This is a genomic window from Phyllobacterium sophorae (genome assembly GCF_003010965.1).
GTDB lineage: Bacteria > Pseudomonadota > Alphaproteobacteria > Rhizobiales > Rhizobiaceae > Phyllobacterium > Phyllobacterium sophorae.
In genome coordinates, this window is the sequence record NZ_PGGM01000002.1 from 125177 (window position 1) to 148374 (window position 23198).

The window sequence follows — 23198 nt, forward strand, 5'->3', positions numbered from 1 at the left end:
ACTCCTACCCCATGGCAATCACTCTGACGGCTCTCATAATTTTCCTTGTCGGTGCGGCGCTTGGTGTTGGTGGTGTCTGGCTCGCCGTACTTGGCGGCAGTTGGTACTACATCTTCGCCGCACTCGCTTTCCTGATTACCGCCGCTCTTCTCTTTCGGAAGCGGCCTTCTTCCTTGCTCGTCTATGCGCTCCTGGTAATTGGCACGCTTGGCTGGGCAATCTGGGAAATTGGCTTCGACTGGTGGCAGCTCGCGCCACGTGGCGGCGTCATCATGCTGTTTGGGCTCTGGCTGCTCACACCATGGATACGAGGTGGGCTTAACGAGGAAGAAGGGCGCTCGCGTTCAGCGTGGGGCCCGGCAATTCCGCTGGCGATCACGGTACTCGCGGCCCTCGGCATTGCCGGCTATTCGATGACGCAGGATCCGCAACAGATCGCCGGAGAACTCAGCAAGGAAGTTATTATCCCGACGCCCGATCTTGGCGGTAACATGCCAGAAGGCGACTGGCATCAGTATGGCCGGACGCCCTATGGCCAGCGCTATTCGCCGCTGAAACAGATCACGCCGGAAAATGTGGGAACGTTGCAGCTTGCCTGGCAGTACCAGACCGGCGACGTGAAGCTGCCAGAAGATATCGGGGAAACCACTTATCAGGTGACCCCGCTGAAGGTGCGTGACACGCTCTATCTTTGCACGCCGCACAATTGGGCGATCGCGCTCGATGCGGCAACCGGCAAGGAAAAGTGGAAGTACGATCCGAATGTCGGCCTCAATCCGGATCGCCAGCATCAGACCTGCCGCGGCGTCTCCTACTACGCCGACCCAACATTGACTGCAGGGCAACCATGCGCGGAGCGGGTCTACCTGCCGACTTCTGACGCGCGCCTGATCGCGCTCGACGCAGCCAACGGTCAGATTTGTCCATCCTTTGCCGACAAGGGCACGCTTCATCTCGAAAAAGGCATGCCCTATAACCCGGCGGGCTATTATTATTCGACATCGCCGCCCGTTATTGCCGCGGGCAAGATCATTGTCGGCGGCGCGGTCAATGACAACTACTCAATCCATGAACAGTCGGGTGTCATCCGCGCCTTCGATATCAACACCGGTGCGCTGGTGTGGAACTGGGATTCGGGCAATCCCGATGTAACGACGCCGCTGCCGGAAGGGCAGACTTACACGCATAATTCACCCAATAGCTGGTCTGTCTCCAGTGCCGACGAAAAGCTTGGTCTGCTCTACGTGCCGCTTGGCAACCAGACACCGGACCAGCTCGGGGCAGGGCGCAGCGCCAATGTCGAAAAATTCTCGTCGTCGATCGTCGCGCTTGATCTGAACTCCGGCCAGGTGCGCTGGGTTCGCCAGACCGTCCATCACGACCTTTGGGACATGGATGTGCCTGCACAACCGACCCTTGTGGATATCAACACTGCCACCGGCGCGGTTCCAGCACTCGTCGGACCAACCAAGCAAGGCGATATCTATGTCCTCAACCGGCTTACCGGCGAGCCGATCCTTCCAATCGAGGAAGTGCCGGCGCCGGCGGGCGCTATCGAAGGTGATTTCACCTCACCGACCCAGCCGGTTTCGGGTCTGACCTTCATGCCAAAGCCGTTGACCGGCAAGGACATGTGGGGCGTTTCGATGTTCGATCAGCTGGCTTGCCGCATCGAGTTCCTCAAGTTGCGTTATGAGGGACGCTACACGCCGCCGTCCCTCCAGGGATCGTTGATCTATCCGGGTAATTTTGGCGTATTCAATTGGGGCAGCGTCGCAGTGGACCCGGCGCGTCAGATCATGTTCGGTATGCCGACCTATCTGGCGTTCACGTCAAGGCTTGTTCCTCGAGCTGACGTTCCCCCGCCTGGCGCTGGCACAAAGGGCAGCGAACAGGGCCTCAATCGCAATGAGGGGGCACCCTATGCGGTCATCTTGGCACCGTTCGTATCGCCGCTTGGCCTGCCCTGCCAGGCGCCGCCATGGGGCTATGTGGCGGGCGCTGACCTGCGCACCGGCAAGATTACATGGATGCATCGAAACGGCACCGTCCGCGATTCCTCGCCCTTGCCCTTACCATTCAAAGTTGGCGTTCCCGGCATTGGCGGTCCGATCATCACCGCCGGTGGTGTGGCATTTCTGGGTGCTGCGGTAGACGATTATCTTCGCGCGTATGACGTGACCAGTGGTAAGCAGCTGTGGGAAGCACGGCTCCCTGCTGGCGGTCAATCGACGCCGATGTCTTTCGCCTTGGCTGATGGCAAGCAATATGTGGTCATCGTCGCCGGTGGTCACGGGTCAGTCGGGACGAAACCCGGCGACTACGTCCTCGCCTATACCTTGCCGAAATAGGAATGGAAGAAAATCATTTTCCCGGTCTCGCCCCCGGGAGGTTTTCTTGAGTGCTTTTCTCCAGTTGACGATCGCTTGAACTGCGAATATCCATGGCAGCGGCAGATACAGCCGGCCGCTCGCGGGCCTTTGGCCGAGGTGAATGTATCGATTGAAGCTTCGTTTCATCCTTTGAATGATGAACGGGTCGGCAATGCGGGCACTGACTTTCCTCGTTCATCAGACGCGAAGGATTGACCATGCGCACATTCAATGACGCCAAGGCGATTGCCAAATCGCTGCGCCAGGCGCTCAAGCAAAAGAACATCGAAATCTCCCACAGCGAGGGTCTGGAACTCGTTGCTGCCGGTTTCGGTTTCGACGATTGGAACGTGCTTTCAGCGAAAATCGAAACCGTAGAGCATGCAAGGCAAGGAGCAGTTTCATTTGGACCGGCCAACCCGATCCTGCGAATTTTCGACGTTGCGAAGGCGAAGGAATTCTATCTCGATTATCTCGGTTTCACGCTCGACTGGGAACATCGTTTCGGCGACAATTTCCCGCTTTATTGCCAGGTATCCCGCTCTGGCCTGACGCTGCATCTCAGCGAGCATTCCGGCGATGCCAGCCCGGGCGCTCGGGTTTTCGTGCGTATCCAGGGCATCGACGCGCTACACAAAGAACTCCACGCCAAAGACTATCGCTTCATGAAACCGGGGATCGAGGTGCAGCCTTGGGGTCGAGAGGTGATGGTCATTGATCCGTTCAGCAATCGCATCTCGTTCTGCGAGCAATGATGGAGCGCGCCGGGTCTCTCCGCTCTAACGTTGCGGCAATTTCAGCGGAGCCCCCGTTTTCACGGCCCGGATAGCAAAATTGGAGCGTATATCCGCGACTCCGGGTAGCATGAGAAGCTTTTCTGTCAGAAACCGCTCATAGGCGCTGAGATCCTCGACGACCACCTCCGCAAGGAAATCCGCTGTCCCCGAGATCATGAAACAAGCTGTTATTTCCGGAAGGGCAAGCAGCGCCGTGTGCTGCGCCTCGGCATTCTCGCGGCTGTGCTGTCCAACTTTGATTTCCACGAACACGGTCAGACCGAGGCCAACCTCCTTGCGGTCGATATCCACCCTATAGCCACGAATGACTCCGGATTTTTCCAGATTTCGGATACGGCGCAGACAGGGTGAGGGAGACAGGTTGACCCGCTCGGCAATCTCCACATTGGTTGCCCTTGCATCCTCTTGGAGCGCTTCGAGGATGCCGATATCGAATTTATCGAGATTTGGCATAAATCACCTGTTTGAAAATTTAATCTTCTCGGAAATTGCTGAAATGATATCTGGAATGGCATTAACTTGCAAGGACATGCTCATGCCATCGGAGATATGATTGTCTCAACCGAAATCATTCGGGCAGATTTGAGAGGAAACTCCGATGGTTGCTCTTGCTCAGGACTACAAGAAGTCAAATTCGCTCGGCGCAGGATATGCCGGCGCGCTGGTTACCGTCTTCATCTGGGCCACATGGATCATAGCCACTCGTCACAGCAGCGGCACGCATCTCGGCACAATCGATCTCGGCCTTATCCGCTATGGCGTTCCAGCGCTGGTGCTGGCTCCGGTCTGGCTCAGGACCGGCCTGTTCCCACGGGATGTTCCGCTCGCCTTGCTGGCAATCATGGTCTGTGGTGCCGGTGCGGTGTTTTTCCAGTTCACGACCTTCGCCATTCATTCGACGCCCGCCTCGGCCGTCGGCGTACTCCTCGGTGGCTCCATGCCGCTTGCCGCCACGCTGATCGGTGTGTTGGTATTTGGCGAGCGCCCCGATCTTGCCCGCTGCCTTGGTCTTGCAGCGATCGTCGCGGGTCTTGCCATTCTGCTGGTGCTGGCGCTGGGCAATCATGCGATCTCCTGGATCAGCTTCGTCTTCCTGCCGCTCGGTGCACTGCTTTGGGCTGGCTATACCCATGCCTTCAAGCGTTCCGGTCTGACTGCACTGCAGGGCGGCGCGCTCATTGCCATCTGGTCATTCCTCATCCATGTTGGCCTTGCACTCACCTTTGGTACGACGATCTTCGAAGTTTCGCTGCCCGAGATCGGCTTGCAATTCCTCAGCCAGGGCATTCTTTCCGGATTGGCTGCCATGTTGGCCTATGGCATCGCCGTCCGTTCACTTGGTGGCAGCCAGGCCGCAGCATTCAGTGCGCTTACTCCGGTACTTGCTGCCTTTGGCGGCGCCTTCTTCCTTGACGAGCCGGTCGGCGTCTGGGAAATTGCAGCAGCAGTGATCACCGGACTTGGCGTTGCCCTTTCCACCGGTATCCTTTCCCATCGCCTCAAAGGGTGATGCGAACGGTCCAGCGCCTCGTCAATCCACGGGATCAAAGGAGGCAATGATGAACGAGCAGAAAATTACTCCGAGAATCACTCAGGCAATGGTCGAAGCCTATGATGAATATACCCATCTGACACTTGACCGCCGCTCATTCATGGACAAGTTGACCAAACTGGCGGGCTCTGGTGCTGCTGCCGCAATGATCGCACCGATGCTCGCGGCAAATTCGGCACGGGCCGCGATTGTTGCAGCGGACGACAAGAGGCTTCGCACCAAGGATGTCGTCTACCCGGGAGCGACGGGTGAGATCAAAGGCTACAGGGCAAGTCCCGCTGAAGCATCCGGCAGGCTTCCAGCGGTTATCGTCATTCATGAAAATCGCGGTTTGAACGACCATATTCGCGATGTTGCGCGGCGCATGGCCCTTGAAGGCTTTGTCGCCCTTGCGCCCGATCTGCTGTCTGTGGCCGGCGGTACCCCGTCCGATGAGGAAAAGGCGCGTGAAATGATCGGCGCACTTGACTCAAAAACGGCGATTGCCGAGGGGGTGGCAACGATAGAATACCTCCGGAACGACAAGGCAACCAATGGCAAGGTTGGGGTCGTAGGCTTTTGCTGGGGCGGTGGCCTCGTTAATGATCTGGCAGTCAACGCGCCTGATCTTGGTGCAGGGGTCGCCTATTACGGGCGCCAGGCCAAGGCTGACGACGTGGCGAAGATCAAGGCGCCATTGTTGTTGCAATATGCCGGATTGGATACGCGCATAAATGCAGGCATCGACGCCTACAAGAAGGCGCTGGAGGAGAATGGGAAAACGTTCGAGATCCATGTCTATGAGGGCGCGAACCACGCTTTCAATAACGATACGTCGGAGGCCCGCTACGACAAGAAGGCCGCGGACCTTGCCTGGAGCCGGACAGTAGAGTTTTTCAAGAAGAACCTGAGCTAAGGCCCGCGTCGCAAAAACGAAATACAAAACCAATCGCTTGCCGGATCGTGCTGCGGCTACTACCTCTTGTGCTTCAGAATGCGACAAGGAAAGCACCAATGCGATTTGTCACCCTCTACCTGAGTGTTTTGCTGTTCATGCTCGTTGGCATCCAGTCGGGTTCTGCTCAAGAAAAAGTCTTCCCCGGCGGGTCAGGGGTGGGCCTTGTGCCTCCTTCCGGATTGGTTCTTTCCACCAGTTTCAGCGGATTTGAGGATGCCGCCAAGGGTACCTCCATCGTCGTGACGGAATTGCCCGTCGAGGCCTATGCGCCGATCGCGGCGAAATTCAACCCTGAAGGATTGCGCGAAACCGGTATCGAGGCTGCCGGACCTCCCCAAGACTGGCCCGTCGAAGGTGCTGTCGTGTCTAAGCTTATTCGCGGTAGTCAGACAGCCGCGGGCATCAAGTACCGCAAATGGATCGTTCTGGTCGGTGCAAAAGCCACCACTGCTATGGTGACGGTACAAATTCCGGATGGCGTGGCGGGGGGCTTGTCGGACGCAGATGTGGAGAACGCTTTGCGCACTATCGCGGTCCGTACGCCGCCCAGTCTGGAGGAGCAGATCGCGGCGCTGCCGTTCAAACTCGCCGATACGGCCGGCTTCCGGCCCGTTCGTGTAATTGCGGGCGCAACGTATCTCCTGACCGAGGGACCGAATGATGTTGCGGCCAATTCATCCCAGCCCATGGTCATCATCGCCTCAAACCTCAACACTGCCCCGGAACCCGCGGCGCGGATGGATTTTGCCAAGCAGGCCTTCGCTTCGTTGACGGGGATCAAGGACGTGCGATCCGACAATGAGACGAGCTCGCAGGCGGATGGGGCGGAATGGGTGGAGATTGATGGCAGTGCGAAGGATTCTGCAAGCGATGATCCGCTCTACGTCGCACAGATTGCGCGTTTCGAAACCAGCCGGTATGTCCGGGCGATCCTGATTGTGCGGGACAGCGAGAAGGACAAATTTTCGGACCGTTTCCGAAAACTAGCCAAATCCATGACGATCAATTAAAATTGGCTATGGAGAAAAGCTACCGACTCACCGAGAGCGAGATACGGCCACTGATCCGCAACTATGGTGGCTGCATTGCAACGGATACGATCACGATCGATGGTTATCCGGTACGCTTCATGTACCGTGAGGATCCTGACAACGAGTTTGACAGTGGCTGGCGCTTTCTTTCCGGCTTCGAAAGCGACGATTATATGGAAGATCCGGAAAACAGCGGCATATTTGAAGTCAACACCATAGCCAACTACGATCCCAGCATCATTCCGCTTCTCGATTCTCCCGTCGGCAGCGTTTTTGAAAAGACCGGCGAACAGGAACGCTTCGTTGCCGTCACTGATTGGCAGCCCGGCGAGGACGATGACGAAGACGAAGATTGAGCCTGCGCTTTCTTCGCCTTGAGCCTGTCAAACTTCACACAGAGTTACAACTGGACAAGTCGCGTGCATTCTCCGAAAATGCATTCGTAAAAGACGATCTTGAGTAGAAGGTGGATACGGGAATGGCATTGGCAGACGCAGGAGCATTGCTGCGCAACGAGAATGGAATCGCGACCGTTGTTTCCATTCTTAAAAAACGCTTCGGTGATAACGCGCAGACCGGCAAATCTATCCGCGAGCAGCATGCTCATACAACCAGTTATGTGCCGAACCAGGCGCCGGATCTGGTCGTCTTCGCTGAATCGGCAGAAGACGTTCAGGAAGTTGTGCGGCTTTGCGGTGAATGGCAGGTGCCGGTTATTCCATTCGGAACGGGTACGTCCCTGGAAGGACAGGTGAATGCACCTGCAGGTGGTGTGTCCATTGACCTTTCACGCATGAACCGCATTCTCAAGGTCTATAGCGAAGATCTGAATGTTGTCATCGAACCAGGTGTTACCCGCAAGGAGCTCAACGAATATCTGCGTGATACCGGGCTGTTTTTCCCCATCGATCCAGGCGCCAATGCGAGCTTGGGTGGAATGGCGGCCACGCGCGCTTCAGGCACGAATGCCGTGCGCTATGGCACGATGCGTGAAAACGTGCTGGCGTTGAAATCCGTCATGCCGGATGGCCGCCTGATCACCACCTCGAAGCGGGTGAAGAAAACCTCCGCCGGTTATGACCTGACGCGCCTGCTGATCGGTTCAGAAGGGACGCTCGGCATCATTACGGAATTGACGCTGAAACTCTATGGCATACCGCAGGCGATTTCTGGCGGTATCTGCGCGTTCCCTGATCTTGAGAGCGCCTGCAATGCGGTGATCGAAACGATCCAGATGGGTATTCCCGTCGCGCGTATCGAACTGGTCAATCAGCTGGAAATGCAGGCGATGATCGCCTATTCGAAACTTGATTACGAACCGGCACCCTATCTCTTCCTGGAGTTCCACGGCAGCGAGACCAGCGTTGCGGAACAGGCGGAGCTTTTTGGCGAAATCGCAGCCGCCAATGGCGGTGGCGAATTCAAGTGGACGGCCAATGCCGAAGAGCGGGAAAAGCTCTGGTCGGCGCGGCACAATTCCTATTTTGCCTGCATGACGCTGGCACCTGGAAAGCAGTCGCTATCAACGGATGTATGCGTGCCGATTTCGCGGCTTGCCGAATGCATCGTCGCAACCGAGAAGGACATCGAGAAGAGCGGCCTCATCGCGCCCATCGTGGGTCATGCCGGTGACGGGAATTTTCACGTGCTGGTGCTGTTCGATGAGAAGGACGCAAACGAAATCGAGAAGGTGGAGGCTTTTGTTGAGCGCCTCAATCTCCGGGCGATCGCGATGGACGGAACCTGCACCGGTGAACATGGCATAGGCCAGGGCAAGATAAAGTTTCTGCGGGCCGAGCTCGGCGGTGCTGTTGATGTGATGGAAGCGATCAAACGTGCCATTGATCCGGGAAATATCATGAATCCCGGCAAGATCTTACGGCTATAGGTTCGCAGAATGATTCCAGGCGCTAAACCATTGTCTAAGCGTTGCAAATCAATGAGAAAGACTATCATGTCATTTCGCCGCCCAAAACCGGTCGTTGTGGTACCCGGCGCGAATTGATTGGAGCAAGATACTGGCACGCCTGTTTGTTTTCATCGGTGGATTACTGGTACTGGTGCTGACGGCGGCGCTGGTTGTGCCGTATTTTGTCGATTGGGCAGGCTATCGATCCTCTTTCGAGCGCGAAGCCTCGGCTCTGCTCGGCCGTCCCGTCACAGTCGCTGGCAGTGCCAGTGCGCGGCTCCTCCCATTCCCATCGGTGACATTTTCCGATGTGAAGGTTGGCGATCCTGGTTCCGAACCGGTAATGACGATCGAAAAGTTTTCGATGGATGCGGAACTTGCGCCGTTCATACGTGGTGAGATCCTGATCTTCGACATGCGGCTCGAAAAGCCGAGGGCGACAGTCCGGATCGACAGAGATGGTGTCGTCGATTGGGCCATCCGCCCGCGTACGCCGTTTCATTCGGCGCAAGTCAGACTTGAGAACATGCTGATCACCGATGGTGCTGTGATCATCCGCGACGCATCAACATCGACCACGCGTAACATCTCGAACCTTGATGCCAAACTCTCGGCGACGGACCTTTCCGGGCCGTGGAGCTTTGATGGCACGCTGTTCTTCAATGGCCAGAAAACGGCACTGTCGGCCTCGACCGGCGCACTGAAGCCGGATGGCACGCTGAATTTGCGTGCGCGCATTATCCCGGATGGCGTCCCGGCCGCGTTCGAGACCGACGGCCAGTTGACCTTGAGCGAGGGGGCCCTGAAATACGCTGGCGGGATTGCCATCCGTTCGGCAGACGAGGTTGCGGCCGCTGGCGGTACCATGGTTACCGCAAAATCCGAGAAGCCGCTGCTTTCAAGTGTACGCATGACAGGACGCTTCGAAGCGGACCATGCAAAGATCACCATTCCCGAATTTCGTATGGAGCAGGGTACCGCCGACGACCCCTATATCGTCAACGGCAATGCGCTGTTCGATTACGGCAGCAATCCACGTTTTGAAATCAAGGCGGACGGGCAGCAAGTCACTTTCGACAGTCAGAGTGAACCTGCCAAGGGCGTGACCCCCAAGCCGGTGACCGCGGCCGAGCGGATGGGTGTGTTTCGCCGCCTCATGGATCAGTTGCCGATACCGACCGTTCCCGGCACGATCGATCTGAAGCTGCCTGCAATTGTCGCCGGCGATACGACGATCCGTTCCGTGACGATTGATGCTGCACCTTCCGGCAATGGCTGGGCTATAAACCAGCTTAAGGCGGAGCTGCCCGGCCGTACCCAATTTGAAGCCAAGGGCATATTGCAAGTTGGCGAGAGTTTCGGTTTCGACGGCAAGCTGCTTGTGGCATCGCGGCAACCATCAGGTCTGGCTGCATGGCTGACCGATTCGGTCGACGAAGCAATCCGGCGCTTACCCGGCGCAGGCTTCTCAGGTGATGTAAGCCTGCATGATGACCTGCAGAAGGTCGACAATCTCGAAGTGGCCTTGGGAGGTGCCTCACTGAAGGGTTCCTTGGTGCGGAGCGCCAAGGGTGAATCCCTGCCGCTGACACAGTTGGTGCTGGAGGGTGGGGCGCTCGATGCCGATGCGCTGGAAGCTTTCATGGCGGTCCTTGGCAACAATGAGAAGGCTTCAGTGGACGGTGCATCGCAACTGCGCGGGCAGGATCTCGACGTGCATTTGAAGGCGGGGCCCGTTACGCATGACGGGCTCGTGGCCGAAACGCTGGATACCGCCTTCCGCTTGCGTGGTGGTGTTTTCGATATCGACCGGCTGACGATCGGCAATGTGGCGGGTGCGACCATCACTGCGACCGGCAAACTCGAGCCTTTCAAGACAGAACCCGCCGGCTCGATCGATTCGACTGTTCTCTCGGATAATCTTGGACCCTTTGTTGCGGCCATCGCCGAACGATTTCCTGATTTTCCCTTCATCAAGGCATTGAGTGAACGTGCTGCAAGATATCCAGGGCTCTTTGAAGAAACCCAGCTCAGCATCCTTGCCAACACACTGCACGGCAAGAGCGGGGCCGAGGAGTTTTCATTGAGTGCTGCCGGAAAAACCGGCGGAATGGATGTGACGCTTTCTGGAACAACAACAGAAAATTCTGAAAAGCGGCGCACGCTCGAATTAACTTTGGATGCACGCAGCGGTCAGGCCGAAACGCTCATGGCACTGATAGGATTGCCAGCCTTACCGCTCGGTTTGGCAGGCGAACTGGAAGCCGATCTCGCGATGAAAGGCAACGAGCAAGACGGTCTTCAGACACAGTTGTCGCTGAAGTCGTCAAACGGACAGGCACTTCTCGACGGCAGTTTCCGCAATGCCGCAGGCGAGCTCAGCGGCGAGGGCCGGGCATCCATCAAGGCGACGGATATTGAAGCTTATATCGCCACCGCCGGCTATTCCTTGCCCGGATTTGGCAATGGCATGCCGACCGATGTGGCAAGCAGTTTCCAGCTCGCCAAGGGCAAGCTAACTCTGCCGGACCTGAGCGGCCAGGTAAGCAACACGAAAATCAGCGGACGGCTCGGGCTCGATCTTGTGGACAGTATACCTGGAGTTCAAGGAGATCTGTCGCTTGCACGGCTCGATCTGCCAGCGGTGACGCAATTCATGCTCGGAACTGATGCTATCGATGGCGACGGCAGAGGCGTCTGGCCGAAATCGACATTTGCAGGCGCACCGCTGTTTCCAATCAATTTCAATCTGAAGATCAAGGCAGACGAAGCGGATGCCGGCATTCTCGGGCCTATCGGGAAACTCGAGGCAAATGCAGCGCTAAAAGATGGGTCGCTCCGCTTTGACGACGCGAAGGGTGAACTCCTTGGCGGCCGTTTCGACGGTATGTTCGAGTTGCGAAACACCAGCGGCACAGGTCTTGCAACGGGACAATTCACGCTGGACCAGACGGATCTGGATGCGCTCTACAAGCCTGTCGAAGACGACGGGCCGCTCAAGGGGAAGACAAGGATCTCTGCGTCGGTCAATGCAACTGGCACGTCCGTAGCCGAGATGATGCAGTCTGTCGCTGGTTCGGGTGTCGTTTCGGTCAATGATCTGGTAATCGATGCCTTCAACCCGGCGGCACTGAAACCTATCCTGGCGGACGCCGACGCGGCGGATGGACCGGTTACTTCGGCCTCGATCAATGCCACGATCGGTAAATACTTCAACACCGGTGAGTTCAAGGCAGGGGATGCGGAAGTTGCCTTCACCATTGCTGGTGGCATGGCGCGGACATCGACATTCCAGTTGCAAAACGAAGGTGCCACCCTCGCTGCCGACCTGCGGCTGAATTTCCCGGATCTGAGTATCGCGTCGCAAGGCCGGTTTGCCTTCGATCCAGGCACAGCCATCGTTGCAGGCGCGGATCCTGTCGTCGAGTTTACTCTGTACGGCCCATGGGCCAATCCAAAATTGACGTTAAACCGCCAGCCGTTGGAACAATTCCTTACCCAACGAGCGCTCGAACGCGAGCAGCAACGCGTCGAGACGTTGCAGGCAGCTCTCGTCGAAAAGCAGCGCCTGCGCCGTGAAGTGCAACTCTATCAGGCGCGTGCGGACGAACGCGCTCGTCTTGCCGAGGAGGCCCGGCTCAAGGCCGAGCGGGAAGCACGCGAAGCCGCGGAACGAGCGGCCGCGGAGAAGCGGGCAGCAGAAGAGCGAGCCGCAGAAGAAGCGGCGCAAAAGGCGCTCCAATCTCTACCTGCGCCACCATCCGATAGAGGGGAGACTTCCGCCCCACCCCAAGGCGCCGGTGCGCTTGACAAACAGTCAGTCGATGAATTCCTGAAAACGCTCGAGCCCAAATCCCTGGAGCCAAAGATTCAGTAACGCTGGTAGTGGCTGCATCGACATCGCTATTGCTGGTTGTACGCGTCCTTGAGCTTCTGGATATCGATTTTATACATCTGCATCATTGCGGCCATGACGCGGTCAGCTTTTTTCTGATCCTTGTCGCGCAGCATTTCGGGAAGAATGGAAGGAACGATTTGCCATGACAGGCCAAATTTGTCCTTTACCCAACTGCAGGGGCGAATTTCCCCGCCACCGGCCGTCAGCTTTTCGGTCAGGCTATCCACTTCTTCCTGGGTACTGCAATCGATGGAGAGCGATATTGCCTCGGTAAATTTGAACTGCGGCCCGCCATTCAGGGCGATATATTCCTGGCCTGCAAGCTGGAAAGTGGCGACGAGCAGCGAGCCTTCCCTGGTTCCCCCCTCTTTGCCCCAGTTGGTCTTATTGAGAATTTTGCTGTCCTTGAAGATGGACATGTAAAAATCCATTGCTTCTTCGGCGTTTCCATCGAACCAAAGGCATGGGGTGATCTTTTGCTTGGCTGGCATCGGGTTTCCCTTTTTCATCGTGATTTGCACTAGGGTCAGGACCCTGATTAACAGTCCTGACCTACCTTAAGACGAATGAGGCGTTGTTGATCCGACACGGTGCGGTGAAATATTTCAAGTGCTTTCGAACCGATTGAATCCCGGAGCACGCGATGCCGCATCAGCAGGCGGGGGGATGCATGAATTAATGAGTCAAAACCAACGTTTACTGGTGACTGCTGCAGTTCTTTCTCACCCAATCGAGCGCGTAGATCCGCAGTGCGGAAGATAGATTGGAATCGCGATCGCGACTCTCGTCAATCTCGGCAATGAGGCTTGCCAACGTGACCTCGCGCTCCGCGGCTATCGACAAGATGATGTCGTAAAAGGCATTTTCGAGTGAGAAACTCGTGCGATGTCCACGAATGCTGACAGAGCGTTTGCGGACGAGGCTCACTTGCCGTCCGGGTCCGATACTTCGGCCTCCGGAACGGCGCGCTTCTCTAGCCGGTGATCGTCAAGAAATCGCGTTGTCTTGCAGTTTGCTTCGCGCTCATATTGCTTCTCGACCTTCGTGCGACCGTACAGAATCCGGTTTTCGGCCGCAGCCTTGTCGTTGGCTTCTTTGGCCTTGCGCTTTTTTACCAGCCGAAGGTTGACGATCTCAGCCACAGCAACAGCTATTTTTTCTTGCGGAATGAATCCAGCGACACGACAGAAGCGGATGATTTTTCACCGTTTTCATCAGAACCGGCCTCCGTCTTCTCGCCACCCGCTTTTGCTGGTTTCTTGGCCGTTTTTACCGGCGGTTTGGGCTTGGCGGTTGTCGCAGCCACTTTGGGCTTCTCCACTGGCTGGGGCGGAGCAATGCTGGTGATACCCTGGTCGTTATCGCCAACGGTTTCTTCGACCTCGACGTCGAACTCCAGCTCGAAGTTCACCGAGGGGTCATAAAAGCCGCGAATAGCGGAGAAAGGAACAACCAGACGTTCAGGCACATCACCAAAGGAGAGTCCGACTTCGAACAGTACATCGGTAACCTGAAGATCCCAGAACTGGTGCTGAAGGACGATGGTCATCTGTTCGGGATATTTCTCATGCAGACGCGTCGAAATGCGCACGCCCGGGGCACCCGTGAGAAAAGTGACAAAGAAATGATGGTTGCCGGGCAATCCTGCCTTGGCAACTTCGCCTAGCACTTTACGGATAACGCCACGTAGCGCTTCCTGGGCAAGTATATCGTAGCGGATCATATCTTGTGGCATTCATTCTTATCCCATGGATTCACCCCTCTCTGTCAAGCGGAGATGGCGACCGTATTTCGACCATTATGGCGCATGGCTAACGGAATTGCGACCGCTTGTCAGCCGCACAAATAAATTTAACCCATCATGCCAAAATTGGCGGATGCAAAACACGCCATGGAACTTCGTTTGCTGCAAATTTCATGATGGTGGAACAGGGCATGTTTAGCCAACGACAGCAATCATTGGAGACGCGGAGGGATTCTCGCGCGGGGGTTTCGCATAGGCGCGCAGAAAGGTACTTACGGCGTTGCGCGCCGCACTTTCGAGTTGTTCGCTCGAAGGCGTTTCGCCAAACAGCGTGAGCATTTGCAGGTCTGCGTTGACCAGCGCGAGGAACTGGCGAGCCGCTAGATCGAAGTCGTCAATCTGCAGGGCGCCCTTGTGGCATAGCCGCGAGAACAGTGCGCCCAATGCCGTGCTGATCTTGCCCGGCCCGCGCTGACGCCATGCTTCAAAAAGATGCGGATAGCGCCCGCCCTCCGATTGCACCAGCTTGCGCAGGAACTTTCCATCCTGATTGCACAAGCAATTCTTGGTGAGGCGAATGGCGAATGCGGTCAGGTCGTCTTCGAGATTGTCGGACTTGTCCGGAAAAGTGGCCAATATGGAAAAGAGCATGGCATTGGCACGATCCATGACGTCCTCGACCACGGCAGTGAAGAGTGTTTCCTTTTCACGATAATGATTGTATATGGTCTGACGCGACACGCAGGCCTCCACGGCAATTTCATCGATACTCGCTCCGGAAAATCCCTCACGGCAAAATACGTGCGCTGCTGCGTCGAGTATGGAGATACGTTTTGAGCATTGACCACGCTGGGTGTGGCCGGTTGTCTTAAGCGGGTGATCGTCGCGACTTTTCATGAAGTGAAGATAATGCGTGTTGACGTGTTAGACAATGGTGTCTAAATTTACAGGTGTGTCCAAAATATTTGACACCCGTTGTAAGACTCTGAGAGCACCGTCCTCCCAAGCCCGTGCCCTCCCACCGAAGACCCGAACCAATTCGAACTCTCCTGAGAGCAATGCGTCGCTGAAGCAACCAGGTTTCGCGCCGCAGTTTTCTGAAAGACAATCATCATGACGAGCTCCTTCTTTCGTACGGCACTCATCCTTGGTCTCTTGACCGCCATCGGCCCCTTTGCAATTGACATGTACCTGCCGGCCATGCCCTCCATTGGCAAGGAACTCGGCGCGGATAATAGCGCGGTGCAGATGAGTCTTCTGGCTTTCTTCATCTCGTTCGCCATCTTTCAGCTTTTCTATGGTCCCCTATCCGACATGTGGGGCCGCAAGGCACCGCTTTATATTGGTATAGGCCTGTTCGCAGTGGCCAGTATCGGCTGCGCGCTCGCAAGCGATGTCGAGACTTTGATCGCTTTCCGCTTTCTCCAGGGTATCGGCGGTGCCGCGGGCATGGTTATTCCGCGTGCTATTGTTCGCGACATGCATACCGGCGTGCAGGCGGCGCGGTTGATGTCGCTTCTGATGCTCGTTTTCAGCATCTCGCCAATTCTTGCACCGCTGACGGGTAGTGCCGTCATCGAATTCTATGGTTGGCGGGGTGTGTTCTGGGCGGTGATGATCGCTGCGTTTATCGGATTGATTCTGCTCTCTACCCAGCTGAATGAAACCCGGCCGAAAGCGGCACGCGCCGAAAGCGGCCTTGGAAGCGCCATGGCAGCCTATCGCCTGCTGCTGGGTGATCGCAACTTTCTGACGCTCACCTTCATTGGTGGCCTCGGTATTTCCAGCTTCCTGGTTTATCTGGCGAACTCACCCTTCGTGTTGATCGATCATTATGGGCTGACACCGACCCAGTACAGCATGGCTTTCTCGATCAATGCGGTCTCATTCTTTGCCGTATCGCAGTTTACCGGCTGGCTCGGCGATCGGTTCGGGCTGGTCCGGGTGATGCGCTTGGCTGTAACGGCTTTCTCGTTGACGATGGCGGCAATGGTCGTTGTCATGAGCTTGGGCTTCAATCAGCTGCCGGTGCTGGCTATCTTCCTCTTCGTTGGCTACGGTTTCCTGGGGCTGGTCATTCCGACGTCATCCGTGCTCGCCCTTGAGGACCATGGCGAGATTGCCGGTACTGCTTCCGCATTGATGGGTACGCTGCATTTCGTGACCTCGGCCGTAGCCATGGTTATCGCCGGCCTGTTCTTCGACGGAACCGCTTTGCCAATGGCCGCCGGCATCGCCCTGTGTGCGGTCGGTGCGTTCTTCCTCACACAGGCAACAATCGGCCGCCGCCGCGTGGTCGAGGCGGAAGCGGCCGCCGAATAGCGTTCTGATCCTCCATCAGATATGAAGAGAAGAGCCCGGGACATCGTCCCGGGTTTTTTATTTTTGCCGGTTGCCGCTGCAGATCGGCTGGGCCAGTATCTCGGCGAGTACACCTCTTTCGTTTGCCTGGGCGCGGGCGACGTAGTGTGAGAAATGCTGCGCTGCCAGTGCCCAACCCGCGATCAACGCGATAGCAGTTGTGGCAAGGGTCACTGCCAACCGGGCGCGCGGCCACCAGCCAAGCATGGCTCCGAACCTGGTTCTCCATGCTGTGACCAAGGCGATAAGCAAGGCTCCGAGTGCGCAGCACATCGTGCCGGCTCACTCGTGCAGGGAACAAGCGCAATCGGGCTCGTGGTACCGGCCATTGTTACCAACCATGCCACCCTTGCCATACATGTTCTTCGGCCGTGCCCAATCAACCAGATTGTAGTGTGGCCCGGTCTCGTTGCGTCCCTTCGGCATGACGTCGAGATAGCCGTAAATACCGAGAAACTGCTCGCCGCCGCGGCTGAAAGCTGAATAGGTGTGGAAGATCTGACCGTCATCGTCCTTGTAGAAGACGCTCTCGCCCGAGAGGTCTTCCAGCCCGGGGTCGGTCTGCCGGTAATTGTAGTAAGCGTTCTTTTCCGCAACTTCCCTGGGGATAAAGGACACGTTGAAGTCGTAGTTGAAATCGCTGTGAAACGATGAAACCCATGGGAAGTGCCAGCCCATGGCCTTGCGCAAAGTCTCGATCTCGGAGATCGGTGCGCGCGCCACGGCCACGTAGGAGACATCGTGGTTCTCGAGATGCGCCATGAGGCCTTCGATGTGATCGACTTCCAGCGAGCAGCCGACGCATTGCTGTCCCTGGCCGGGTCCTTTCATGAAATGCTTGAGGAAAAGCTGGCTGCGCCCGCCGAAAAGGTCGGCGAGTGTCACTTTCCCCGAGCGGCTGTCGAAGACATATTCCTTGTCAATCTTCACCCAGGGCAATGCCCGGCGCTGCGCGCTCATTTCCTCCTGCGCCCTGGTGAAGGCTTTCTCCTTGGCGAGAAGCGCCACACGCGCTTTCAGCCATTCGTCCCGGGATGCGATCTCATGTTGCATTGCTTCCTCCTGTTGCTGATTGCCTCAATGGGAATGCTGCAGATATCTCGGCTACTCTTGTGAAAGCAGCTCCTCGAGGCGATCGAAGGCGCTGTTCCAGCCATGCTCATGGCCACGGCAATTTTCGGGTGTATCGAAGACGCTTTGACGGAATGTCATCATTGTCTTCTCATCTTGCGGTTCGAAGGTAATGTTGACGAGCGTCTCCAGTCCGGGTCTGCCGTCCTCCTGATCCCAGGCGAAGGTGAATACAAGTCGTTTACCCGGCACGATGTCCCGGTAGACACCGCCGTGCCAGAGCTTTTCGCCGCTCGCGGCGGAGTCGAGGCAGGCGCGCCATTTACCGCCGATCCGCAGGTCTGCTTCGACATATGTTGCCGGATAGTCACGCGGCCCCATCCACTGCAGCATGCGCTTGGGATCGGCGAAAGCATCGAAGACGAGGGCAGGCGGGGCATTGAATACGCGCTTGATGGTCAGGACGCGGCCAGCCGTTTCATTTGTCACGTGAGCTGTGGTTGTGTCAGACATCTTCCTCTCCATTTTTCTGAACATCCTGCAGATATTCCTCCAGCCGATCGAAGCTGCCTTCCCAGAAGCGCCGGTAATGCTCCAGCCAGTCCGTTGCCTCCTTGAGCGGGGCCGCATCAAGGCTGCACGGCCGCCACTGGGCTTCGCGGCCGCGGATGACGAGGCCGGCTCGTTCCAGCACCTTGAGGTGTTTCGTGACCGCGGGGCCGGACATCGCGAAAGGCTCAGCCAGTTCAGTCACCGAAGTGGTGCCGAGCGCCAGACGCGCCAGGATTGCCCTGCGCGTCGGGTCAGCAAGCGCCGAGAAGATATGGTCAAGTCGATCGGGTGTCATTTGTTTATTAAACCATAAGGTTATTTAACTATATGGTTTGATACGCGATGTGATCGGTCACGTCAAGCCGTGATTTTGAATCGGACGAAGCCCGGTTCAAAACCGCTGACATTGTGCTGAAATGAGGAGAGGGAGTAGTGGAGGTTTCTGTTGCCAGGTACCTCCGAACCCCGCCTAGAAGTGCGAACCCCTAGGACTTAATTTGAAGCGATCACACCGCAATTAAGCAGCGAGACGTGCTTCCGCATAGTTGTCGTTTGCAACTACTGAGTTAGCCCGATAACGGTGGTACAATGCCGGGCAAAAGTTCGATCTTTACACCCTTGTCGATCCTATTTCGCCCCCGCCACAAGGCAGCGAAATCAGCTGCATTGTGGTGGAGGCGCCGGGTACCGCCCCCGGGTCCAATGGGCTTATTGCATCGTCCGTTTATCGCCATAGCTGGCCAAAGCCAGCAGGGCTTATATAGGGCCTGTTTTATTGAATTGAAAGAGTGGATTGACTTGGAAACGATGCTGGGGAATGTTTCAAGGCGTCTAAACAGTCATCGCCTCATGCATCTGCCAGTTTGTGCGGTGTCTTCATTCTCAGGGAGGTTGCAATGCCGGGCATTGAACCTAGCAATCAGGGGATTTTTCCATGAGTGATTATCTAAAGGATGTACGTCACTACGATGCGGCTGCTGATGAGGCGACAGTTGCAAAAATCGTCAAACATCTCGGAATTGCCCTGCGCAATAGGGATTCATCACTGGTTTCCTGCACAGATCCGGAAGAATTGAAGCGGGTTCGCACCAATTGGGTCGAAAAGAAGCTCGGAATTACCGACGCTGCCAAAGCCGATGCTGTGATTGAATCGGTCTGCACAGCCATGAAGGCGGACAACAGCAAGAGCCGTGTGACCTTTTACTACCTGACCGCAAAGGGGCTCGGCGCGCTCGGCAGTCTCTGATCAAATCCTGCCCGTCAAACGAATCATCCCTGGCGGTACGCCGGGGATTTTTCATTTGATGCGCGGGTTTCACCGGCGCAGCGCTGTGGATCACAGACAAGTTTTAGTGCTTCGTTGGCCGAATCTGCTAAAGATAGCACATGCGTACTTATCTCGATCTCCTTCAACACGTTCTCGATACGGGCATTGACCGCGGTGACCGGACCGGCACCGGTACGCGCTCTGTTTTCGGCTATCAGATGCGTTTCGATCTCGCGGCAGGCTTTCCTGTGCTGACGACGAAAAAGCTGCATCTGAAATCCATCATCCATGAGCTGCTATGGTTCCTGCAGGGTGATACGAATATCGCCTATCTGAAGGAAAATGGGGTTACGATATGGGATGAATGGGCTGACGAGAATGGCGATCTCGGACCGGTCTACGGCTATCAGTGGCGGTCCTGGCCAGCCCCTGACGGCCGGCATATCGACCAGATTGCCGGGCTTTTGAGCGCTATACGCAAAAACCCCAATTCAAGACGTTTGATCGTTTCGGCGTGGAATCCCGCGCTTGTCGACGAGATGGCGCTGCCGCCCTGCCACTGCCTGTTCCAGTTCTATGTCGCCGATGGCAAACTGTCGTGCCAGCTTTATCAGCGTTCAGCCGATATCTTCCTCGGCGTCCCATTCAATATCGCCTCTTACGCATTGCTGACAATGATGGTGGCGCAGGTCACGGGGTTGCAACCTGGCGAATTCGTTCATACCCTTGGCGATGCGCACCTCTATGCCAATCATTTCGAGCAGGCGAGGCTGCAGCTGAGCAGAACGCCAGGACCGCTGCCACAGATGCTCATCAATCCGGAAGTCACCGATCTCTTCGCCTTCAAATATGACGATTTCCGTCTTGTCGATTATGTCGCCGAATCCAGCATCAAGGCACCGATCGCGGTCTGAAGCCGCCGTTCTGACCTTGAAGACGAATGTTCATTTGAAACGGATGTTGCCTGCATGATCAGTTTTGTTGTTGCAATAGCCGAGAATGGCGTGATCGGGCGGGAAAATGGCCTGCCTTGGCGGTTGTCGTCCGATCTCAAGCGCTTCAAGGCCACCACGATGGGCAAGCCGATCATCATGGGCCGGAAGACCTGGGATTCGCTCGGGCGCCCGCTACCTGGCCGGACCAACATTGTCATCACGCGCGATCCTGCATTTGCCGTCGATGGAGTTATCGCGGCGCGTTCGGTCGATGAGGCACTGATGATCGCCGGAAGCCATGCCAGTGCGGACAAGGTCAATGAGATATGCATCATTGGTGGTGGAGATATCTTTCGCCAGACATTGAACCGGGTCGACCGGCTCTATGTAACGTGGGTACTTGCCGAGGTAGAAGGCGACGTCCATTTCCCTCCGATCGATCCGAAAATCTGGGTAGAAATCTCCAGTGAAGATTTCTCCGCCGGCGAAAAAGACAATTACGCAACACGCTTTGTCGTTTATGAGCGCCGCTGATACGCTGAGGCAATCGCATGCGGTATGAAAATTTCGTGATAAACAGTCATAATCGTTCGACTTTTTACCAAATCCGCTTGAAAAGCGACCGCGTGCGTTGAAAGCGCGCCCCGCCATCCCTATAAACGGGATGTTGCGTTAGCGGGAGGACGCCACGGGGTGGTACTTTCCGTTCAAATTAAGAGGTAGGAATGCCCTGGAGTAATCAGAACGGCGGCGGCGGCCCATGGGGTGGCGGCGGTAACAATAGTGGCGGCGGTGGCCCTTGGGGTCAAAAGCCGCAAGGGGGCGGGGGTGGAAACCCACCGGACCTCGAAGACATACTTCGCCGCGGTCAGGATCGTTTGCGTCAAGCTCTTCCGGGTGGTTCCGGCGGCAGCCCCGCGATCTGGGGGCTGATTGCTCTTGCGCTCGTCGCCTTCTGGCTTTTCCAGTCGATTTATACGGTCCAGCCGGACGAACGAGCCGTCGAATTGCGCTTCGGCAAGCCCAAGCCGGATATTGCCGAGCCGGGACTGCATTTTCACTTCTGGCCGATTGAATCCTATGAGAAGGTCGAGATCGTCGAGAAGCAGAAGAACATTGGCGGCCAGGGCGCTCGCGGCGCCAAGGAAGGCTTGATGCTTTCCGGGGACCAGAACATCGTCGATGTGCAGTTCTCTGTGCTTTACCGCGTGGCCGATCCCGTCTCCTATCTCTTCCACGTCGAAAATCCGGAAAATCTGGTCCAGCAGGTGTCGGAAAGCGCCATGCGCGAGATCGTCGGACGCAGCCCGGCCCAGGATATTTTCCGTGACAACCGTGCTGGCATCGCCAACGACGTTCGCGGGATTATCCAGAAGACACTCGATGAATATGGCGCTGGCGTTGCGATCAATGCCGTGTCGATCGAGGATGCGGCGCCACCGCGTGAAGTGGCCGATGCGTTTGACGAAGTCCAGCGTGCCGAGCAGGACGAGGATCGTTTCGTCGAGGAATCCAACCAGTATTCCAACCAGAAGCTCGGTCAGGCGCGCGGTGAAGGCGCGCAGATCCGGGAAGACGCTGCTGCCTACAAGAATCGTATCGTTCAGGAAGCTGCCGGTGAGGCGCAGCGCTTTACTTCCGTCTATGACGAATATGTCAAAGCCCCGGAAGTCACGCGTAAGCGTCTTTTCCTCGAAACAATGGAGCGTGTGCTGAAGGACTCAAACAAGGTGATTGTTGATCAGAGCGGACAGGGCGTCGTGCCTTATCTGCCACTGCAGGAACTGACCAGGCAACGCCCCGCGGCCGAGGGAGCAAAGCAATGAACCAGAACCGTTTTCCTCTTCTCGCGGGTCTGATCGCATTCATTGCCCTGTTGGCCTATTCGTCAATCTTTGTCGTCCGGGCCGGCCAGCAGGCCATCGTCCTGCGTTTCGGTGAGATCGTCGAGGTCAAATCCGATCCTGGTATCTATTTCAAACTGCCGTTCGGCTTTCTGGAAGCAGACAACGTACAGATGATCGAAGATCGTCTGCTAAGCTTCGAGCTGGACAATATCCGTGTTCAGGTTTCGGGCGGTAAGTTCTACGAAGTGGATGCGTTCCTCGTCTACCGGATCACCGACCCGCGCAAGTTCCGGCAAACTGTTTCCGGTGACGTGACGCTGGCTGAAGCGCGTCTGCGTACACGTCTCGATGCGTCGTTGCGCGGCGTTTACGGTTTGCGTGGCTTTGAGGCCGCTCTCTCTGACGAGCGCACCGGCATGATGCAGGAAGTGCGCGAGCAACTGCGTCCGGATTCTGAAACGCTCGGGCTCCAGATTACTGACGTGCGTATTCGCCGGACCGATCTGACGCAGGAAGTCTCGCAGCAGACCTTCGACCGCATGAAGGCCGAACGTCTGGCGGAAGCCGAACGTCTGCGTGCGCGTGGCCGCGAAGCAGCGCAGCGAATCAAGGCTATTGCCGACCGCCAAGTGGTCGAAATCATCGCAGAAGCCCGCAAGGAATCGGAAATTGCCCGAGGTCAGGGCGAAGGCGAGCGCAGCCGTATCTTTGCTGAAGTCTTCTCCAAAGATCCGGACTTCTTCGCGTTCTACCGGTCTATGACAGCTTATGGCACGGCTTTGGATAATACGGGAACAACGATGGTGCTTTCACCCAATTCCGAGTTTTTCCGTTATTTCCAGGACTCCCAGGGTACGTTGCCTCCGGTAAGCGGTGCAACGCCTCCGGTCGCTCCAAAACCTGCCCCACAATAGGGGCAGGTGTA

Annotated in this window: 24 protein-coding genes and 1 other RNA gene; 14 read left to right on the top strand and 11 right to left on the bottom strand. The window is 56.6% G+C overall.

The features are described 5' to 3' along the window. The first annotated feature begins 11 nt into the window (after positions 1-11). A complete protein-coding gene (locus tag CU103_RS04525) occupies positions 12-2351 on the top strand; it encodes a glucose/quinate/shikimate family membrane-bound PQQ-dependent dehydrogenase (protein ID WP_106662754.1) in 2340 nt (779 codons plus the stop codon). Between the two features lie 239 nt (positions 2352-2590). Beyond that, positions 2591-3127: a glyoxalase superfamily protein gene (locus CU103_RS04530; protein WP_106662755.1), complete on the top strand. Its 537-nt coding sequence runs from the start codon at positions 2591-2593 to the stop codon at positions 3125-3127. Between the two features lie 24 nt (positions 3128-3151). Here CU103_RS04530 and CU103_RS04535 read toward each other — a convergent pair whose 3' ends face one another. After that, positions 3152-3622, bottom strand: coding sequence for an Lrp/AsnC family transcriptional regulator (locus CU103_RS04535; RefSeq protein ID WP_099998376.1), 471 nt, complete (start codon positions 3620-3622; stop codon positions 3152-3154). 145 nt (positions 3623-3767) lie between these two features. Here CU103_RS04535 and CU103_RS04540 point away from each other — a divergent pair, with 145 nt between their 5' ends. The 6 genes from CU103_RS04540 (at position 3768) to CU103_RS04565 (ending at position 12475) form a co-directional block, all read left to right on the top strand. Further along, a complete protein-coding gene (locus CU103_RS04540; protein WP_106662756.1) occupies positions 3768-4679 on the top strand; it encodes a DMT family transporter in 912 nt (303 codons plus the stop codon). Between the two features lie 49 nt (positions 4680-4728). Then, the gene (locus tag CU103_RS04545; RefSeq protein ID WP_106662757.1) at positions 4729-5616 is read left to right on the top strand and encodes a dienelactone hydrolase family protein; all 888 of its coding nucleotides are present in this window, start codon (positions 4729-4731) and stop codon (positions 5614-5616) included. A 98-nt stretch (positions 5617-5714) separates the two neighbouring features. Further along, positions 5715-6668, top strand: a complete 954-nt coding sequence (locus CU103_RS04550; protein WP_106662758.1) for a hypothetical protein — start codon at positions 5715-5717, stop codon at positions 6666-6668. Between the two features lie 8 nt (positions 6669-6676). Continuing rightward, complete coding sequence (locus CU103_RS04555) at positions 6677-7045, top strand: DUF2185 domain-containing protein (protein ID WP_106662759.1); 369 nt, start codon at positions 6677-6679, stop codon at positions 7043-7045. A gap of 122 nt (positions 7046-7167) precedes the next feature. Continuing rightward, complete coding sequence (locus CU103_RS04560; RefSeq protein WP_106662760.1) at positions 7168-8577, top strand: FAD-binding oxidoreductase; 1410 nt, start codon at positions 7168-7170, stop codon at positions 8575-8577. A gap of 94 nt (positions 8578-8671) precedes the next feature. Continuing rightward, complete coding sequence (locus CU103_RS04565) at positions 8672-12475, top strand: AsmA family protein (RefSeq protein ID WP_106662761.1); 3804 nt, start codon at positions 8672-8674, stop codon at positions 12473-12475. 26 nt (positions 12476-12501) lie between these two features. Here the strand turns inward: CU103_RS04565 and CU103_RS04570 are convergent, their stop codons facing one another. The 5 genes from CU103_RS04570 to CU103_RS04590 all read right to left on the bottom strand — a co-directional run bounded on the left by CU103_RS04570 (position 12502) and on the right by CU103_RS04590 (position 15137). After that, positions 12502-12987 (bottom strand): VOC family protein, encoded by a 486-nt coding sequence (locus CU103_RS04570; RefSeq protein WP_106663294.1) that lies wholly within the window; start codon positions 12985-12987, stop codon positions 12502-12504. 205 nt (positions 12988-13192) lie between these two features. After that, the gene (locus CU103_RS04575) at positions 13193-13423 is read right to left on the bottom strand and encodes a ribbon-helix-helix domain-containing protein (protein ID WP_106662762.1); all 231 of its coding nucleotides are present in this window, start codon (positions 13421-13423) and stop codon (positions 13193-13195) included. Beyond that, on the bottom strand, positions 13420-13638 hold the full coding sequence (locus CU103_RS04580; protein ID WP_106662763.1) for a DUF4169 family protein: 219 nt from the start codon (positions 13636-13638) through the stop codon (positions 13420-13422). The genes CU103_RS04575 and CU103_RS04580 overlap by 4 nt, the downstream gene beginning before the upstream one ends. An 8-nt stretch (positions 13639-13646) precedes the next feature. Continuing rightward, a complete protein-coding gene (locus tag CU103_RS04585) occupies positions 13647-14231 on the bottom strand; it encodes an SspB family protein (RefSeq protein WP_106662764.1) in 585 nt (194 codons plus the stop codon). 204 nt (positions 14232-14435) lie between these two features. After that, a complete protein-coding gene (locus CU103_RS04590) occupies positions 14436-15137 on the bottom strand; it encodes a TetR/AcrR family transcriptional regulator (RefSeq protein WP_106662765.1) in 702 nt (233 codons plus the stop codon). A 216-nt stretch (positions 15138-15353) separates the two neighbouring features. Here CU103_RS04590 and CU103_RS04595 point away from each other — a divergent pair, with 216 nt between their 5' ends. Then, complete coding sequence (locus tag CU103_RS04595) at positions 15354-16562, top strand: multidrug effflux MFS transporter (protein WP_106662766.1); 1209 nt, start codon at positions 15354-15356, stop codon at positions 16560-16562. A 57-nt stretch (positions 16563-16619) separates the two neighbouring features. On the opposite strand, the gene CU103_RS04600 is transcribed toward CU103_RS04595, so the two are convergent. The 5 genes from CU103_RS04600 to ssrA all read right to left on the bottom strand — a co-directional run bounded on the left by CU103_RS04600 (position 16620) and on the right by ssrA (position 19014). After that, a complete protein-coding gene (locus CU103_RS04600; protein WP_106662767.1) occupies positions 16620-16808 on the bottom strand; it encodes a hypothetical protein in 189 nt (62 codons plus the stop codon). Positions 16809-16883: 75 nt separating this feature from the next. Then, complete coding sequence (locus CU103_RS04605) at positions 16884-17654, bottom strand: DUF899 domain-containing protein (RefSeq protein ID WP_106662768.1); 771 nt, start codon at positions 17652-17654, stop codon at positions 16884-16886. Between the two features lie 51 nt (positions 17655-17705). Continuing rightward, the gene (locus CU103_RS04610; RefSeq protein ID WP_106662769.1) at positions 17706-18185 is read right to left on the bottom strand and encodes an SRPBCC family protein; all 480 of its coding nucleotides are present in this window, start codon (positions 18183-18185) and stop codon (positions 17706-17708) included. Next, positions 18178-18519, bottom strand: coding sequence for an ArsR/SmtB family transcription factor (locus CU103_RS04615; protein WP_106662770.1), 342 nt, complete (start codon positions 18517-18519; stop codon positions 18178-18180). The genes CU103_RS04610 and CU103_RS04615 overlap by 8 nt, the downstream gene beginning before the upstream one ends. A 136-nt stretch (positions 18520-18655) precedes the next feature. Beyond that, positions 18656-19014: a transfer-messenger RNA gene (gene ssrA / locus CU103_RS04620) on the bottom strand. A gap of 144 nt (positions 19015-19158) precedes the next feature. Here ssrA and CU103_RS04625 point away from each other — a divergent pair. From CU103_RS04625 to hflC, 5 genes are all read left to right on the top strand, one after another. After that, positions 19159-19470 carry a DUF2853 family protein gene (locus CU103_RS04625; RefSeq protein WP_106662771.1) on the top strand — a complete coding sequence of 104 codons (312 nt, stop codon included), beginning with the start codon at positions 19159-19161 and terminating at the stop codon, positions 19468-19470. Between the two features lie 140 nt (positions 19471-19610). Then, entirely contained in the window at positions 19611-20405 is a 795-nt protein-coding gene (locus tag CU103_RS04630) for a thymidylate synthase (protein ID WP_106662772.1), read from the top strand. 54 nt (positions 20406-20459) lie between these two features. Continuing rightward, positions 20460-20960, top strand: coding sequence for a dihydrofolate reductase (locus tag CU103_RS04635; RefSeq protein ID WP_106662773.1), 501 nt, complete (start codon positions 20460-20462; stop codon positions 20958-20960). A gap of 191 nt (positions 20961-21151) precedes the next feature. After that, on the top strand, positions 21152-22252 hold the full coding sequence (gene hflK / locus CU103_RS04640; RefSeq protein ID WP_106662774.1) for an FtsH protease activity modulator HflK: 1101 nt from the start codon (positions 21152-21154) through the stop codon (positions 22250-22252). Beyond that, positions 22249-23187 carry a protease modulator HflC gene (gene hflC / locus CU103_RS04645; protein WP_106662775.1) on the top strand — a complete coding sequence of 313 codons (939 nt, stop codon included), beginning with the start codon at positions 22249-22251 and terminating at the stop codon, positions 23185-23187. Before hflK ends, hflC begins: the two co-directional genes overlap by 4 nt. Positions 23188-23198 lie beyond the last annotated feature (11 nt).

Excerpts from the sequence above, each read along its gene's own strand:
- CU103_RS04585 (WP_106662764.1), bottom strand. The coding sequence starts at position 14,231 with ATGCCACAAGATATGATCCGCTACGATATACTTGCCCAGGAAGCGCTA.
- CU103_RS04600 (WP_106662767.1), bottom strand. The coding sequence starts at position 16,808 with ATGCTTGGCTGGTGGCCGCGCGCCCGGTTGGCAGTGACCCTTGCCACA.
- CU103_RS04610 (WP_106662769.1), bottom strand. The coding sequence starts at position 18,185 with ATGTCTGACACAACCACAGCTCACGTGACAAATGAAACGGCTGGCCGC.
- hflK (WP_106662774.1), top strand. The coding sequence starts at position 21,152 with ATGCCCTGGAGTAATCAGAACGGCGGCGGCGGCCCATGGGGTGGCGGC.
- CU103_RS04530 (WP_106662755.1), top strand. The coding sequence starts at position 2,591 with ATGCGCACATTCAATGACGCCAAGGCGATTGCCAAATCGCTGCGCCAG.
- CU103_RS04535 (WP_099998376.1), bottom strand. The coding sequence starts at position 3,622 with ATGCCAAATCTCGATAAATTCGATATCGGCATCCTCGAAGCGCTCCAA.
- CU103_RS04630 (WP_106662772.1), top strand. The coding sequence starts at position 19,611 with ATGCGTACTTATCTCGATCTCCTTCAACACGTTCTCGATACGGGCATT.
- CU103_RS04525 (WP_106662754.1), top strand. The coding sequence starts at position 12 with ATGGCAATCACTCTGACGGCTCTCATAATTTTCCTTGTCGGTGCGGCG.
- CU103_RS04545 (WP_106662757.1), top strand. The coding sequence starts at position 4,729 with ATGAACGAGCAGAAAATTACTCCGAGAATCACTCAGGCAATGGTCGAA.
- CU103_RS04595 (WP_106662766.1), top strand. The coding sequence starts at position 15,354 with ATGACGAGCTCCTTCTTTCGTACGGCACTCATCCTTGGTCTCTTGACC.
- CU103_RS04540 (WP_106662756.1), top strand. The coding sequence starts at position 3,768 with ATGGTTGCTCTTGCTCAGGACTACAAGAAGTCAAATTCGCTCGGCGCA.
- CU103_RS04625 (WP_106662771.1), top strand. The coding sequence starts at position 19,159 with ATGAGTGATTATCTAAAGGATGTACGTCACTACGATGCGGCTGCTGAT.
- CU103_RS04635 (WP_106662773.1), top strand. The coding sequence starts at position 20,460 with ATGATCAGTTTTGTTGTTGCAATAGCCGAGAATGGCGTGATCGGGCGG.
- CU103_RS04555 (WP_106662759.1), top strand. The coding sequence starts at position 6,677 with ATGGAGAAAAGCTACCGACTCACCGAGAGCGAGATACGGCCACTGATC.
- CU103_RS04615 (WP_106662770.1), bottom strand. The coding sequence starts at position 18,519 with ATGACACCCGATCGACTTGACCATATCTTCTCGGCGCTTGCTGACCCG.
- CU103_RS04605 (WP_106662768.1), bottom strand. The coding sequence starts at position 17,654 with ATGCAACATGAGATCGCATCCCGGGACGAATGGCTGAAAGCGCGTGTG.
- CU103_RS04590 (WP_106662765.1), bottom strand. The coding sequence starts at position 15,137 with ATGAAAAGTCGCGACGATCACCCGCTTAAGACAACCGGCCACACCCAG.
- CU103_RS04560 (WP_106662760.1), top strand. The coding sequence starts at position 7,168 with ATGGCATTGGCAGACGCAGGAGCATTGCTGCGCAACGAGAATGGAATC.
- CU103_RS04570 (WP_106663294.1), bottom strand. The coding sequence starts at position 12,987 with ATGCCAGCCAAGCAAAAGATCACCCCATGCCTTTGGTTCGATGGAAAC.
- CU103_RS04550 (WP_106662758.1), top strand. The coding sequence starts at position 5,715 with ATGCGATTTGTCACCCTCTACCTGAGTGTTTTGCTGTTCATGCTCGTT.
- hflC (WP_106662775.1), top strand. The coding sequence starts at position 22,249 with ATGAACCAGAACCGTTTTCCTCTTCTCGCGGGTCTGATCGCATTCATT.